We start from the raw sequence: 13874 nt of genomic DNA, 5'->3' as shown, positions 1-13874 counted from the left end.
TCCTGACACAGGTGTTACCCATGTCTCCGGTCTATACACAGCGGCAAAGAAAGTGACCCCCGCCCCGGGGAGGGGCGAGCTAATAGACCGACACGAATACAAGCTCAACGACAAACGAACGCCAGTTGCAAGGCAAAGAAAAAAGCTGCTTTCTTTGGTTATCCCCGCCCCGGGCAGAGGCAGGGGCGAGCAAACAGACCGACACGAATACAAGCTCAACAACAGAAAGAACACCCCGCGCGGTTGCGCAAAAGAACCGAAAACCCCAAACGTACGAGATAGCCCCGAAACCCCCCTCTATTCCCCCCATCACAACCACCCGCGATAGCGAACAATGCATCCTATCGAAAGAGGCACGCATTCATGGCTACCACGACCGCAAACCAGCAACCCATCGTTCCCGCGAAGAGCGGCAAACTCAAGCGCATCCTGATCATCGCGATCGGCGCAATCGTCCTGCTCGGCGCAGGCGCCGGCGGCGCCTATTTCCTGCTCGGCAAGACGAACCACGGCCCCGCGAAACCCGCGCCGGTGCCGCCGCCCGTGTTCTTCCCGCTCGACTCGCTCACCGTCAACCTCCAAGCCGACGACGGCATCATGCACTACTTGCGCGTCGGCCTGACGCTCAAGCTCAAGGACGCAAAAGGCCAGGCCGCCCTCACCGAACGCATGCCGGAAATCCGCAGCCGCGTGCTGCTCATCCTGTCGGCCAAGCATCCGGAAGAACTCGCGACCATCGACGGCAAACGCAAGCTCGCAACCGAACTGCGCAGCGCAGTCGAAACCATCGCCAGCACGCCCGAGCAGCCCGCCCACGTCGATGAAGTGCTCTTCACCGAGTTCGTCGTCCAGTAAGCCCGCGGCATCAATCTAAAGAAACGGAAAGAGTCATGGGCCACGAAGAATTCATGTCGCAAGAGGAGGTCGATGCCCTCCTCAAAGGCGTCACCGGCGAAATAGACCAGGTCTCCGACGAGAACAAGCCGGGCGCCGGCGTGCGTCCCTACAACATCGCGACGCAGGAACGCATCGTCCGCGGCCGGATGCCCGGCCTCGAAATCATCAACGATCGCTTCGCGCGACTCATGCGCGTCGGAATCTTCAACTTCATGCGGCGCTCGGCGGAAATCTCCGTCGGTCCCGTGAAGGTGCAGAAGTACAGCGAATTCACCCGCAATCTGCCGATCCCGACGAACCTGAACCTCGTCCACGTGAAGCCCCTGCGCGGCACGTCGCTGTTCGTGTTCGATCCGAACCTCGTGTTCTTCGTCGTCGATAACCTCTTCGGCGGCGACGGGCGGTTTCATACGCGCGTCGAAGGCCGCGAGTTCACGCAGACCGAACAGCGCATCATCCACAAGCTGCTCAACCTCGTGTTCGAACACTACGCGGCGTCTTGGCGCAGCGTGCGCCCGCTGCAGTTCGAATACATGCGCTCGGAGATGCACACGCAGTTTGCGAACGTCGCGACGCCGAACGAAATCGTCATCGTCACGCAGTTCACGATCGAATTCGGCTCGACGGGCGGCACGCTGCACATCTGCTTCCCGTACTCGATGATCGAACCGATCCGTGACGTGCTCTCATCGCCGATACAGGGTGAAGCGCTCGAAGTGGACCGCCGCTGGGTGCGCGTGCTGTCGCAACAGGTTCAATCGGCGGAAGTGGAACTGACGGTGGATCTCGCGGAGGTTCGCTCGTCGTTCGAAAAGCTGCTCAACATGCGCGTGGGCGATGTCTTGCCGATCGACATTCCCGAGCACGTCGTCGCCAAAGTGGATGGCGTGCCCGTCATGGAATGCGGCTACGGAATTTTCAATGGTCAATACGCGCTGCGCGTCCAGAAGATGATCAGCGCAAGCGATTCCCCGAAGGAAGGTAGTTATGAGTGATTTGATGCAGGAAGACACGCAGCCCGGCGCGACCGTTTCGAACAACGAGGAAATGGCCATGGACGATTGGGCTGCCGCGCTCGCCGAACAGAACGGCAACGATACGCCCGTCGCCTCCGCCGGCGTATTCCAGCCGCTGTCGAAGGCCGCGACGCCGTCGACGCGCAACGACATCGAGATGATCCTCGACATCCCCGTGCAGATGACGGTGGAGCTGGGACGCACGAAGATCGCCATTCGCAATCTGTTGCAGCTCGCGCAAGGCTCGGTCGTGGAACTCGACGGTCTCGCCGGCGAGCCGATGGACGTGCTCGTGAACGGCTGCCTCATCGCGCAAGGCGAAGTGGTCGTCGTGAACGACAAGTTCGGCATTCGCCTGACGGACATCATCACGCCGTCCGAACGTATCCGGAAGCTGAATCGATGAAACGCATTGCCGCTGGCGCGCTGTTCGCCGCTCCCCTCCTCGCTCGCGCCGCCGACATGAACGCGGTCAATCATGCCGCGCAGATCGCATCGAGCGTCGGCGCGGGAAGCGCGGTGCCGTCGCTCGGTTTCGGCGCCGTGTTGCAGACGCTGCTCGGCCTCGTCATCGTGATCGGCTTCGTGTTCGGCTGTGCGTGGCTCGCGCGCAAGCTCGGCTATCAGGGCGGCAAGCGAAGCGGACTCGTGAAAGTGATCGGCGGCGCATCGCTCGGCAACAAGGAGCGCGTCGCGGTCGTCGAAGTCGGCGGTACGTGGCTCGTGCTCGGCGCGGGGCCCGGCAACGTGCGGCTCTTGCATACGATGCCCGCGGGATCGGCTGAAGTGGAAGGCGTCACGGATCAAGCGCCGTCGTCCGCGCAAACGTTGCAAGGTTCGTTCGGCCAGCGTTTCCGCGATGCTCTCGCGGGCGAAGCGAACAAGCGCATGCAGAAGTTCGTCGGCGGCAAGTAAGTCTTCGCAGTGCAGCGGTACAGGGCGCGCGGTCCGCGAGGGTCGCGCGCCTTTGCGTTTCATCGCTCGGAAACGCGCTGAAACGTCGCTCGCAATGGAGGGAGTTAGCCCCTAATCCCCCCTCTTTTCGCGCCATCGTTTGCGAGCGGCGTGGTCAACAATTCAGCCTGTCGAACATGACTACGTTTTCGTAGGCGGGAGCAAGTAATGCAGGTCAGTCGGAACATCGTGCGCGGAATGAAACTCGCGCTGCCCGTTGTCATCGCGTTGATGCCGTACGCGGCCTTCGCGCAAAGCACGGCGGGTCTGCCCGCTTTCAACACGAGCCCCGGCCCTAACGGCGGCACGACGTATTCGCTCAGTGTGCAGACGATGCTGCTGCTCACGATGCTGTCGTTTCTCCCCGCGATGGTCCTGATGATGACGAGCTTCACGCGCATCATCATCGTGCTGTCGCTGCTGCGTCAGGCGCTCGGCACGTCGAGCACGCCGCCGAATCAGGTGATCGTGGGACTGGCGCTCTTTCTCTCGTTCTTCGTGATGTCGCCGGTTCTGGACAAGGCGTATAACGACGCGTACAAGCCCTTTTCCGAAGGCACAATCGCGATGGAACAGGCGATGACGCGCGGCGTCGCGCCGTTCAAGCAGTTCATGCTGAAGCAGACGCGCGAATCGGATCTTGCGCTTTTCGCCCGCATTTCCAAGGCTCCGCCGATGAACGGCCCCGAGGACGTGCCGCTGTCGCTGCTCGTGCCGTCGTTCGTCACCAGCGAATTGAAGACGGGCTTTCAGATCGGCTTCACGATCTTCATTCCGTTTCTCATCATCGACATGGTGGTGGCGAGCGTGCTGATGTCGATGGGCATGATGATGGTATCGCCGTCGACGATCGCGCTGCCGTTCAAGCTGATGCTGTTCGTGCTCGTCGATGGCTGGCAATTGCTGATCGGCTCGCTCGCGCAGAGCTTCGTTTCCTGATTCCGTGAGACTTTGAAATGACACCCGAATCCGTCATGACGATGGCGCATCAGGCGATGTATGTCGCGCTGTTGCTGGCTGCGCCGCTGTTGCTGGTGGCGCTCGTCGTGGGCCTGGTGGTGAGCCTGTTTCAGGCGGCCACGCAGATCAATGAGTCGACGCTATCGTTCATTCCCAAGCTGATTGCCGTTGCGGTGACGCTGGTCATCGCCGGGCCGTGGATGCTGTCCACGCTGCTCGACTACATGCGGCACGTGTTCACCATCACGCCCGGCATCACGGGCTGAGTTCGCCGCGATGTTCTCCGTCACTTATGCGCAGCTCAATGTCTGGCTGACCGCGTTCCTCTGGCCGTTCGTGCGTATTCTCGCGCTCGTGGCCACCGCGCCGATCCTGAGCCACATGGCCATTCCGATGCGCGTGAAGATCGCGCTGGCGGCCTTCGTGACGCTGATCGTTGCGCCGACGTTGCCGGCCATGCCGGACGCGACGGTGTTCTCGGCGGCGGGCGTGTGGATCATCGTGAATCAGTTTCTGATCGGCGCGGCTATCGGAATGACGATGCAGATCGCGTTTGCCGCTATCGATGCGGCGGGCGAGTTCATCGGGCAGCAGATGGGCCTCGGCTTCGCGATGCTCTATGATCCGCGCGCCGGCGGGAATGCGGTGGTCATATCGCGATACCTCAACACACTGGCGATGCTCGCGTTTCTCGTCTTCGATGGGCATCTGCAGTTGATCGGCGCGCTTGTGACTACGTTTCAGAACGTGCCCATCGGGGCGAATGTCGTTGCTGCGGCTTCTCATGCGCAGGGGTGGAGGGTGCTTGTTGGCTACGGCGGAAGCATCTTTGCTACGGGGCTGTTGCTGGCGCTGCCGGTTGTTGCTGCGTTGCTCATCGCCAATCTCGCGCTCGGGATTCTTAATCGGGCTGCGCCGCAGATCGGGATTTTCCAGGTTGGATTTCCTGTCACTATGCTCGTTGGGTTGCTTCTCCTGCAGCTCATGGTGCCGAATCTTTTGCCGTTCTTTTTAAGGGTCTTTGATTCGGGGATCGCACAGGTGGGGCGCGTTGCGCAAGGGATGTTCTGAGAGGCTTCTTTCTGTTGTTGAGCTTGCATTCGTGTCGGTCTGTTTGCTCGCCCCTCCCCGGGGCGGGGGTTACCGAAGAAAGCAGCGTTTTTTCTTGCTTCGCAACTGGCGCTTGATTTTCGTTGAACTTGTATTCGTGTCGGTCTATTAGCGCGCCCCTCCCCGGGGCGGGGGTCACTTTCTTTGCCGCTGCAAAGAAAGTAACCAAAGAAAGCAGCTTTTTTTCGAACCGCACGAAGCACAGACTTGTGTGCTCACTTCGTAGAACAGCAGTGGCACTCAGCTTGAAAGAGCCTTGAATCACCTTCCGCGCCCGCTGACTACTAACGTCCTCCGAGCCCTTTGGCTCGTCAACACCGACTGCGCACTAGGCGCCACGCAAAAACTAAGGGCTGGCCGGATTCGCTCGAGACATGCTTACCAAGGCCTCTGCCGCTCAAGCTCTGCCTCATTTACTGATTGCACCGCTTCTGTCGCGCGACGCTCGTGATGAGCCGGCCTGCGCCGCCGAGCGGCGTTCGATCCTGCAAAGGTATTCCCGCCTTCGGAAGGTGACTGCTGCATGACCTTGCCGCTGTGCTCCATACCTGTTCTGTGTTTCGAAGGTTCAGTCAGCGTTGATGGTGTGTGGCACGTGGCGCGTGGTGCTCCACTGGTGTTGTCGAGCCAAGGGGCTCGGAGGACGTTAGTAGTCAGTGGGCGTGGAAGGTGATTCAAGGCTCTTTCAAGCTGAGGGCCACCGATGTTCTACGAAGTGACCACACAACTTAGTGCTTCGTGCGGTTCGAAAAAAAGCTGCTTTCTTTGGTTACTTTCTTTGCAGCAGCAAAGAAAGTGACCCCCGCCCCGGGGAGGGGCGAGCTAATAGACCGACACGAATACAAGTTCAACGAAAAAAAACGAACCTCAACCACCCAAATAATCAAACAACGACATCTTCTGAATTTGAGTAAAAGCCATCTGCGCGGCTTGAAGCGAAGTCTGTGTCAACTCATAAGAGCTAATCGCCGACACGAGATCGATGCTAGTGAGATTCGCCAGATCCGACGCGGTCTGCGTCTGCGTCGTCTGCATCGCAGTCTGCGTAGACTGCACTTCCTGCTCGCGTCCGCCAACAACCGTCTGGGCCGACAGCACGTTATTGAACGTATTGTTGATCTTGGTCCCGGCCGTCGTCAGCGCATTGACGAGCGCCGCCTGCGCGCCAGACGTACCCGTCGGCTGCTTCAGCGCATTGACCAGGTTATCGAGCGTCGCAAAGATGTCGTTGTTGTCCGTCGCCGCCGGCTGCACCGTGAACGTGTCGTTGTTCGCAGGCACGCCGCCGATCGTCACCTTCTGTCCGCCAAGCGTGATGTCCGTCTTGCCCGTGTACGCAGTCGGCGTCGTCGGCAGCGATGAATCCGGCGGCGTCGCCGTCACCAAATAGCTCGTCGTGCCAGCAGTCGCATCGACCGAAAACTTGATCGTGTACGTGCTCGCGTTGTTCGGATTGCTCGTGTCCTCCACGCTCACGGCACTGATCGTGCCCGTTCCCGTGTTGCCCAAAGCCGCACTCGATACCGGATCGCTCTCAGTCGCCGAAACGCTGCGGAAAATCGATGCGCCCGTATCGCCCACGGCAATCGAGCGGCCCTCGCTGATCTGCATCGTGCGCTGGCCGTAATCGCCCGAATAGGTCGTGCCCACACCCGACGGATCGTCCGAGAACGGCTTCGTGCCGCCCTTCAGTCCCGAGAAGATGTAGTTGCCGCTGCCGTCGGTCGTGTTGGCCAGGCCCATCAGCTGGTCGCGATAGCCCTTGATCGCATCGGCGACCGCCGCACGGTTCGAATCGTTGAGCGAGCCGTCGCCCGCCTGAACGAGCTTCGACTGAATGCTCTGCATCACGCTGCTCACTTCGCTGAGCGTCGAGTCTTCCTGCTGCAACGCGGACAGCGCCGTCGTCTGATTCGTGCTGTATTGCGAAAGCGCGCCGCTACGCAGCGTGAGTTGCACGGCCTGCGCGGCGCCGAGCGGATCGTCCGATGCGGTCAGAATGCGCTTGCCCGCCGAGATCTGCTGATACATCGACGCAAGCGTGCTCTGCTGGTCGCTCATCGAAGCGACGTTCATGTTGAAGTACTGGGAACTGGAAATACGCATCGCGGTTCGCCTTAATTGAAGATGCCGAGCAGCGTCTGGAACAGGCTCGACGCCGTCTGGATCACCTTGCTGTTCGCCTGGTAAAGCTGCTGATACTGAATCAGATTCGCCGCTTCCTCGTTCAGGTTCACGCCCTGCACGGATTGCTGCGCCGTCGTCGCCTGATTGAGCAGCGCGGTCTGCGACGAACTCGTCGCCTTGAGCTGGTTCGTCTGATTGCCGATGGTGTTCACGTACGCCGCATAGGAGTTCGTCAGCGTCTCGCTGCCGCCATCGAGCGATTTCGCCGACACGAGTTTCGCCATCGCCAGCGCATTGCTGCCATCGCTCGTGCCGCCCTTGTTCGGGGCGATGGTGAACGCGTCGTTATCGGCGGGCTTGCCGCTGATCGTCGCGCTGATGCCGTTCGACGTGACCGTCAAACCCTTCGACGAGTCGTAGGGGATCGTCGAATTCGCGGCATAGGTGGTGCCGTTCACGGTCACATCGACATTGGACGTAAAGCCGCTCGCCGCCGAGTCGTACGTCAGCGTGATGCCCGATCCCGTCGGCATCGTATAGCCCGCCGCGGCCGTCGCCGATGTGATCGCCGCCGTGCCGGTATTGCTCGTCGACGCCGACGACACCGCCGGCGACGCCGCCGCAATGGCGCCGGCGCTGGTCGTCGCGAGTGCGAAGTTGTCGAGCGCGGCGCGCGTCGGCTGGATCGAGAAGGAATCGCCCTTCTGCATCGTGCCGGACACGGTGATCTTCAGGCCGGCGACCGTGCCTTCGCCATCCGCGGCGGAGAAGCTGCCGAGCGCCTTGCCCGATGCGCTGTCGGTCACCTGGTAGTCGGTGCCGTCGAAGGTGACGTCGTAGTCGCTGGTCGTCGGCTGGGTCGGATCGGCGAACGAGACCGCGACGCTGCCCGTGCCCTTGTTGCGAGCGTCGGCGTAGATGACAGGATCGCCCGTCGAGAACAGTGCGCCGCCCGGGTTGCCGTTGAGGTCGAGGCCGAGCGCGTTCTGCCCGTTGAGTTGCGCGGCGAAACTGGTGGCGATGGCGCCGAGTTGCGCCTGCGCCGGATCGAGCGTTTCGTTGCGGAAGGAGATCAGTCCGCCGACGACGCCGCCGGTGAGCGCGGAGTCGTCGATGTATTGGGTCTGCGCGGCGGTCGGCGTGGAGCCGTCGCGGCTCTTGAATGCGACGGTGAGTTCGCTCGGATCGGACGGCGACGCGACGGTTTGCAATCCATATTGCGTATTGCCGACGACGAGCGGCTGCCCGTTGCCGATGAACACGTTGTAGTTGCCGTCTTGCTGCACGACTTGCACGCCGATCATCGAGCTTAGTTTCGACACTGCCTGATCGCGTTGATCGAGCAGCTGATTCGGCTGCTGTCCCGATGCGCCGGCGATGTTGATCTGCTTGTTGAGATCGGCGATTTGCTGCGCGTAGCTGTTGATCGACGATACGGCGCTGGTCAGTTGCGTGTTGACGCTTTGGCGCAGTTGGTCGTATTGCTCGCCGGCCGACGTCAGTTGATTGGCGAGCGTTTGCGCGCTGCTGACGAGCGATTGACGCGACGCGGAGCTGCTTGCGGCGTTCGCGACTGACTGGAGGCCGGAGAAGTAGCTTGTGATGCCTGCAGCGATGCCTTGCGTCGGATCGCCGACGAGGTTGTTGAGCTGCGAGATCATCGTGTAGTACGTGTTCGCTGCGCTGCTCGACGATTGCGTGTTGTTGACTTGCGTCGTGAGGTACTGGCTGTACTGGCGCGTGACGGTGGCGGTTTGCACGCCGCTGCCGAGATAGCCCGAGCCGGTGTATTGCCCCGACGATTCCTGATACGCGACCTTTTCGAGCGTATAGCCCGGAGTCGCGGCGTTGCTGATGTTCTGACCGGTCGTCGTCAGGCCCCATTGGGCCGCGTTCAAGCCCGACAGGCCGATGTTGAAGAGGTTGTTGGACATTGACGGGGGTTCCTTTTTTCGCTGCCCGCGGGGGCGTGCGTGCTGCTGCTGCGCTCGCGCTCTTGCCGTTGTGCCTTATATCGGCGGATGGTTTGGGTTCCTTTAGCCGGAACTTGGCTTTGTTGATTATCGGGTTTGTGTTTTGGTTTTTATCTGCCGAAGTGGCGGTTGTTTTGGGCTCTTTTTTGGTGAGCTTGTATTCGTGTCGGTCTATTAGCTCGCCCCTCCCCGGGGCGGGGGTCACTTTCTTTGCCGCTGCAAAGAAAGTAACCAAAGAAAGCAGCTTTTTTTAGGCCCGAAGCACAGTACGCGTGGTCACTTCGTAGAACATCCGTGGCCCTCAGCTTGACAGAGCCTTGAATCACCTTCCGCGCCCGCTGACTACTAACGTCCTCCGAGCCCCTTGGCTCGTTAACACCAATGGGGCATCACGCGCTACGCACAATTAACGCTGATCGGACATCTGAAGAAAAAACAGGCACGTGTACAGCGCAAGATCACGCAGCAGTCAGCGTCTCAAAGGCGGGATAGCCTTGCACGGTTGAACGTCGCTCGCGTTGTAGTGGCTCATCACGAGCGTCGCGCGACTGAAGCGGTGCAATAGCAACGAAGCGCGGAGTTTGAACGGCAGCCTCAGTAAGCAGCTTCGAGTCAGTCCGTCAGCACTTGAGTTGCAGCGTGGCGCCTAGCGCGCAGTTGGTTTTGACGAGCCAAGGGGCTCGGAGGACGTTAGTAGTCAGCGGGCGTGGAAGGTGATTCAAGGCTCTTTCAAGCTGAGGGCCACCGATGTTCTACGAAGTGACCACACAAGTTAGTGCATCGTGCGGTTCAGAAAAAAGCTGCTTTCTTTGGTTACTTTCTTTGCAGCGGCAAAGAAAGTGACCCCCGCCCCGGGGAGGGGCGACCTAATAGACCGACACGAATACAAGCTCAACGAACAAAGAACAACCCGCGCCGCCGCGCAAGAACGAAAGCGGCCCAACCGGCGGTTGCCAAGAACAACCGCCCTCACTTAGCGAGCGCCCGCCGCTTCATCTCCAACTGCGTAATAAGCCGCTGAAGCGTATTCTCCGCCGACCCCGGCATGGAATTGAACTTGAACCCGAGCGTGAACCGCCGATCGCCCTTGGGCGTCAGCGACTCCCGATGCGATACGAGCATGATATCGAGCGTCACCTTCCCCGTAGCGGTGAAGTGCAATTCAGCATCCTGAATAACAACGCCCATCTCCATGTCCGCAACCCGCTCGTCCGACGTGCGCAACGCAACGCCGCCCAGCGACAAATCATGCACTTCAAAGCGAAACCGATCCCCATCCGGCAGCGTTCCGCTACAAATATACGGATCGAGCACCGGCGCTTCCACACGGAAATACTCGCGACGCTGCATGTAATACAGCACCGGCGGAAACTCCGCTTCGAACGCAGGCCGGCCATCGAACACCGTCTGGCGCGGCGTCGCCGTCGTAAATTCGACCCGCACGCCCTCAGGCGCAGCATGGAAAATAAGCTTCTGCGCACGCAGCAGATCGCGATTCTGCTCCGCCACGCCGCCCCAGTCGAAAGTGAATCGATGTGACGTCACATCGACATCCAGCAGGCGCGTGACGATCTGCGCGTCGCCATATTGCGCCGTCAGAAAGTCGCCGCGATTCGCCAGATTGCGCAGCGATACGCCGATCTCCAGCGGATTCCGACGCCCGAAATCCACTTCGTGGTCGCAGTCGTCATCGGCAAAGTCATGCTTGTGATTGGTGTTCATGGTGCTGGCCGTGTTCATGTTTTCTCCCCGCATCGCCCCGCCTCTCGACGCCGCGCGGCGAGCCGCCCGCCTCGCTACGGTACTTGTCGTCCACGAGTTAGCGGCATGCCTCACGAAAAGTTTAGGGGCCGTCACGTAAATCTTGTGTGGGGAGGCGTGCGTTCAGACGTAAAACGTTTGCACCATTCAGGGCGCCGTCAAACGATCTGCTTCATGATCGAAATCAGCTTCTTCGCGTACTGCGGATCCGTCGCATAGCCCGCCTTCTGCATGCCATGCGCAAAGCCCGCCACGTCGCGCGACGCCTCCACGACCGGCGCATAACGCGGATTGTTCTTGATGAAGCTCGCGTAATCGGTCAGCGCTTCTTCATACGAGTCATAAGCGCGGAACCGCTCCACCACCTTCTTCGGCTGGCCGTTGACGTATTCCGTCGTCACCGCGTTGACGGTCTTGCCCGTCCAGCTGCTCGTCGCCTTGATGCCGAAGATATTGTGGCTCGTCGCGCCATTCGCCTGCCTGATCTCGCGCTTGCCCCAGCCGGACTCCAGCGCCGCCTGCCCGATGATGAACCGCGCCGGAATGCCCGTCGCCGCGCTCGCCGCCTGCGCCGGTGCAGCCAGCCGCTCGACGAACGCGTTCACCTTGTCCGAACCGTTGCCGCGCACCGGCGGCTCCAGCGCACTCGCCGCCGTGTAGCCGCGTCCATCGCCGAGCGATGCGCCGTTCTTGTTCGCTTGCGCCGCCGCATAAGCCTTCGCCATCGCGTTCATCGCGGCGATGTTGCCCGCGTTCGCTTCGATATCGCCGCCGCTGCCGCCCCCCGATAACGCGTTCATCGCATTCATCGCGCCGGCGCTGCCCATGCCGCCCGCATCCGCCTTGCCGCCGGCATTGCGCATGAGCTGCTTGAGCATCATGTCCGCCACGCCGATGCCCTTCGACGACATCTGCTGCGACAACTGCTGATCCAGCATCGCGGTGAACGACTTCGAATCGTTCGATTCGAACGGGCTGTCCGATGGCGTCGCGTCGCGCATGCTCTTCAGCATCATCTGCGTGAAGACGGCGTCGAATTGCTGCGCGGCCGCCTTCAGTCCTTTCTGCGGATCCGCATTTGCCTGCGCCCGCAGCGCGTCGAAGCCCTGCGTGTCGAGCGCGAAACGGTTCGACAGGTTCGACAATCCGCTCGTATCGGTCGATGCCAGCGCCGTGCTGGCGATACCGCTCGTATTCGGGTTCATGTGCCGTCCTCCTTAGATGATCTCGAGGTCGGCGCGCAACGCGCCCGCCGCCTTCATCGACTGAAGGATCGAGATCAGGTCTGCGGGCGTCGCGCCGAGTGCGTTCAGCCCCTTCACGACATCCGCGAGATTGGCGCCCGCCGCCAGCACCTTGAGCGCGCCGCTATCCTGCTTGAGCTGAATCTGTGATTGCTTCGCCGCCACCGTCTGCCCATTCGACAGCGCGTTCGGCTGACTCACCGCCGTCTGCGTATTGATGACCACCGACAGGTTGCCGTGCGCGACGGCGCAGTTCTGCAGCGTCACCATCTGATTCATCACGATGGAGCCGGTGCGCGCGTTGAGAATCACCTTGGCGGCGGCCTGCGCCGGACGCACGTCGATATTCTGCAGTTGCGCCATGAACGACACCTGTTCGGCGGCGTCCGCCGGCGCGCGAAGCTGGATCGTGCGGCCATCGAGCGCGAGCGCCGTGCCCGTGCCGAACTGGTTGTTGACCGCCGCGACGACGCGCTGCGTCGTGTCGAAGTCCATCTCGCGCAATTCCATCTGCATCACGCCGCCCTGCTGCTGAAGCGCGGTCGGTACCGCGCGCTCGACGATCGCGCCGCCCGAAATGCGGCCCACCGCAAGCTGGTTGACCTGCACCTTGCTGCCGTTCGCGCTAGCGCCCGCGCCGCCGACGACGAGATTGCCCTGCGCCATCGCATAGACCTGGCCGTCCGCGCCCTTCAGCGGCGCCATCAGCAGCGTGCCGCCGCGCAGGCTCTTCGCATTGCCGAGCGATGACACCGTCACGTCGATCGCTTCGCCGGGACGCGAGAACGGCGGCAGCGTCGCCGTCACCATCACGGCGGCGACGTTCTTCAACTGCATGTTCTGCGTCGTCGCCGGATTCACGGTGATGCCGAGATTGCCGAGCATGTTGGTCAAACTCTGCGTCGTGAACGGCGTCTGCATGGTCTGGTCGCCGGTGCCGTCGAGACCGACGACGAGGCCGTAGCCGATCAGCGGGTTATCACGCACGCCCTGGAACGAGACGAGATCCTTGAGGCGCTCGGCGTGCGCGTGCTGCGCCGAGCCGATGGCGACCAGCGCGGCCGCGAGCGAGAACGAAAGAAAACGAAGAAGCGGAGTCATGATCAGAACGGCGCGACGTTGAGGAAGAAGCGCTGCAGCCAGCTCATGTTCTGCGCTTCGTCGATATAGCCCTTCGCCGAGTATTCGATCTTGGCGTCGGCGATTTGCGTGGAGTAGACGGTGTTGCTGCCCGAGATCGTCGTCGGATTGACGACGCCCGAGAAGCGCACGAATTCGTTGCCCTGATTGATGAGCATCTGCTTTTCGCCGCTCACCATCAGGTTGCCGTTCGGCAGGACTTCGGTCACGGTGACGGTCAGCGTGCCGTTGAACGTGTTGGCCGCGCTCGCGCCGCCCGCTGCGGTGAACTTGTTCGCGCCGGTGGCAGACAAGGTCGTATTGTTGAAGAGACCGCCGAAGATGCCGGGCGTCGTCGGCAGCGCGAAGGAGCCGGAGCCGCCACGGTTGGTGTTCGCCGCCGACGACTTCGTCGCGTTCACGTTCTCCGAGATCACGATCGTCAGGATGTCGCCGACATTGCGCGGCCGCTGGTCTTCGAAAAGCGGCCGGCCCGCGTAGCCCGCGTTGTAGATCGCGCCGGGCGAGCGGGTGCCGCCCGGAGGCTGCGGCGGACGAGCGGTCATCGGTTGCTGGATGATCGGCTCTTTCGGCACGAGGCCGCACGACGCAAGCGCCGCAATGAGCACCGCGATCGAAGCACGCGCGAGGATTGGAGTAGGCGACATCTTGATAACTCGGTTGAAGCGAAAGATGTGTCAGTGTGACGCCAT

General features: G+C 61.4%; 13 protein-coding genes. 7 read left to right on the top strand and 6 right to left on the bottom strand.

Annotation, left to right across the window (positions count from 1 at the left end; all coding sequences use genetic code 11):
* Positions 1 to 363: 363 nt before the first annotated feature.
* The 7 genes from fliL (at position 364) to fliR (ending at position 4898) form a co-directional block, all read left to right on the top strand.
* Complete coding sequence (gene fliL / locus AB6804_RS27650; RefSeq protein WP_370889165.1) at positions 364 to 855, top strand: flagellar basal body-associated protein FliL; 492 nt, start codon at positions 364 to 366, stop codon at positions 853 to 855.
* 35 nt (positions 856 to 890) lie between these two features.
* A complete protein-coding gene (gene fliM / locus AB6804_RS27645; protein WP_035962230.1) occupies positions 891 to 1892 on the top strand; it encodes a flagellar motor switch protein FliM in 1002 nt (333 codons plus the stop codon).
* Positions 1885 to 2319, top strand: a complete 435-nt coding sequence (fliN, locus tag AB6804_RS27640) for a flagellar motor switch protein FliN (protein WP_035962228.1) — start codon at positions 1885 to 1887, stop codon at positions 2317 to 2319. The genes fliM and fliN overlap by 8 nt, the downstream gene beginning before the upstream one ends.
* On the top strand, positions 2316 to 2828 hold the full coding sequence (fliO, locus tag AB6804_RS27635) for a flagellar biosynthetic protein FliO (RefSeq protein ID WP_035962226.1): 513 nt from the start codon (positions 2316 to 2318) through the stop codon (positions 2826 to 2828). The genes fliN and fliO overlap by 4 nt, the downstream gene beginning before the upstream one ends.
* Before the next feature lie 237 nt (positions 2829 to 3065).
* Positions 3066 to 3806 (top strand): flagellar type III secretion system pore protein FliP, encoded by a 741-nt coding sequence (gene fliP, locus AB6804_RS27630; protein ID WP_229754047.1) that lies wholly within the window; start codon positions 3066 to 3068, stop codon positions 3804 to 3806.
* A gap of 17 nt (positions 3807 to 3823) precedes the next feature.
* Positions 3824 to 4093 carry a flagellar biosynthesis protein FliQ gene (gene fliQ, locus AB6804_RS27625; RefSeq protein ID WP_035962223.1) on the top strand — a complete coding sequence of 90 codons (270 nt, stop codon included), beginning with the start codon at positions 3824 to 3826 and terminating at the stop codon, positions 4091 to 4093.
* Between the two features lie 10 nt (positions 4094 to 4103).
* Positions 4104 to 4898, top strand: a complete 795-nt coding sequence (gene fliR, locus AB6804_RS27620) for a flagellar biosynthetic protein FliR (protein WP_370889164.1) — start codon at positions 4104 to 4106, stop codon at positions 4896 to 4898.
* A 906-nt stretch (positions 4899 to 5804) separates the two neighbouring features.
* Here fliR and flgL read toward each other — a convergent pair.
* The 6 genes from flgL to AB6804_RS27590 all read right to left on the bottom strand — a co-directional run bounded on the left by flgL (position 5805) and on the right by AB6804_RS27590 (position 13829).
* Positions 5805 to 7043, bottom strand: a complete 1239-nt coding sequence (gene flgL / locus AB6804_RS27615; RefSeq protein ID WP_370889163.1) for a flagellar hook-associated protein FlgL — start codon at positions 7041 to 7043, stop codon at positions 5805 to 5807.
* Positions 7044 to 7054: 11 nt separating this feature from the next.
* A complete protein-coding gene (flgK, locus tag AB6804_RS27610) occupies positions 7055 to 8998 on the bottom strand; it encodes a flagellar hook-associated protein FlgK (RefSeq protein WP_370889162.1) in 1944 nt (647 codons plus the stop codon).
* A 1008-nt stretch (positions 8999 to 10006) separates the two neighbouring features.
* The gene (locus tag AB6804_RS27605) at positions 10007 to 10759 is read right to left on the bottom strand and encodes a flagellar brake protein (protein WP_370889166.1); all 753 of its coding nucleotides are present in this window, start codon (positions 10757 to 10759) and stop codon (positions 10007 to 10009) included.
* A gap of 197 nt (positions 10760 to 10956) precedes the next feature.
* Positions 10957 to 12003 (bottom strand): flagellar assembly peptidoglycan hydrolase FlgJ, encoded by a 1047-nt coding sequence (flgJ, locus tag AB6804_RS27600; protein ID WP_370889161.1) that lies wholly within the window; start codon positions 12001 to 12003, stop codon positions 10957 to 10959.
* A 12-nt stretch (positions 12004 to 12015) separates the two neighbouring features.
* On the bottom strand, positions 12016 to 13143 hold the full coding sequence (locus AB6804_RS27595; protein WP_035962211.1) for a flagellar basal body P-ring protein FlgI: 1128 nt from the start codon (positions 13141 to 13143) through the stop codon (positions 12016 to 12018).
* A gap of 2 nt (positions 13144 to 13145) precedes the next feature.
* Positions 13146 to 13829 (bottom strand): flagellar basal body L-ring protein FlgH, encoded by a 684-nt coding sequence (locus AB6804_RS27590; protein ID WP_035962209.1) that lies wholly within the window; start codon positions 13827 to 13829, stop codon positions 13146 to 13148.
* Positions 13830 to 13874 lie beyond the last annotated feature (45 nt).

Source organism: Caballeronia sp. RCC_10 (assembly GCF_041360715.1).
GTDB classification, from domain to species: domain Bacteria; phylum Pseudomonadota; class Gammaproteobacteria; order Burkholderiales; family Burkholderiaceae; genus Caballeronia; species Caballeronia grimmiae.
Note: the sequence above shows the minus strand (reverse complement) of the source record. Positions and strands in the feature narration are given on the sequence as shown.

Coding starts and splice junctions, on each gene's coding strand:
- fliL (WP_370889165.1), top strand. CDS start 364: ATGGCTACCACGACCGCAAACCAGCAACCCATCGTTCCCGCGAAGAGC.
- fliM (WP_035962230.1), top strand. CDS start 891: ATGGGCCACGAAGAATTCATGTCGCAAGAGGAGGTCGATGCCCTCCTC.
- fliN (WP_035962228.1), top strand. CDS start 1,885: ATGAGTGATTTGATGCAGGAAGACACGCAGCCCGGCGCGACCGTTTCG.
- fliO (WP_035962226.1), top strand. CDS start 2,316: ATGAAACGCATTGCCGCTGGCGCGCTGTTCGCCGCTCCCCTCCTCGCT.
- fliP (WP_229754047.1), top strand. CDS start 3,066: ATGAAACTCGCGCTGCCCGTTGTCATCGCGTTGATGCCGTACGCGGCC.
- fliQ (WP_035962223.1), top strand. CDS start 3,824: ATGACACCCGAATCCGTCATGACGATGGCGCATCAGGCGATGTATGTC.
- fliR (WP_370889164.1), top strand. CDS start 4,104: ATGTTCTCCGTCACTTATGCGCAGCTCAATGTCTGGCTGACCGCGTTC.
- flgL (WP_370889163.1), bottom strand. CDS start 7,043: ATGCGTATTTCCAGTTCCCAGTACTTCAACATGAACGTCGCTTCGATG.
- flgK (WP_370889162.1), bottom strand. CDS start 8,998: ATGTCCAACAACCTCTTCAACATCGGCCTGTCGGGCTTGAACGCGGCC.
- AB6804_RS27605 (WP_370889166.1), bottom strand. CDS start 10,759: ATGAACACCAATCACAAGCATGACTTTGCCGATGACGACTGCGACCAC.
- flgJ (WP_370889161.1), bottom strand. CDS start 12,003: ATGAACCCGAATACGAGCGGTATCGCCAGCACGGCGCTGGCATCGACC.
- AB6804_RS27595 (WP_035962211.1), bottom strand. CDS start 13,143: ATGACTCCGCTTCTTCGTTTTCTTTCGTTCTCGCTCGCGGCCGCGCTG.
- AB6804_RS27590 (WP_035962209.1), bottom strand. CDS start 13,829: ATGTCGCCTACTCCAATCCTCGCGCGTGCTTCGATCGCGGTGCTCATT.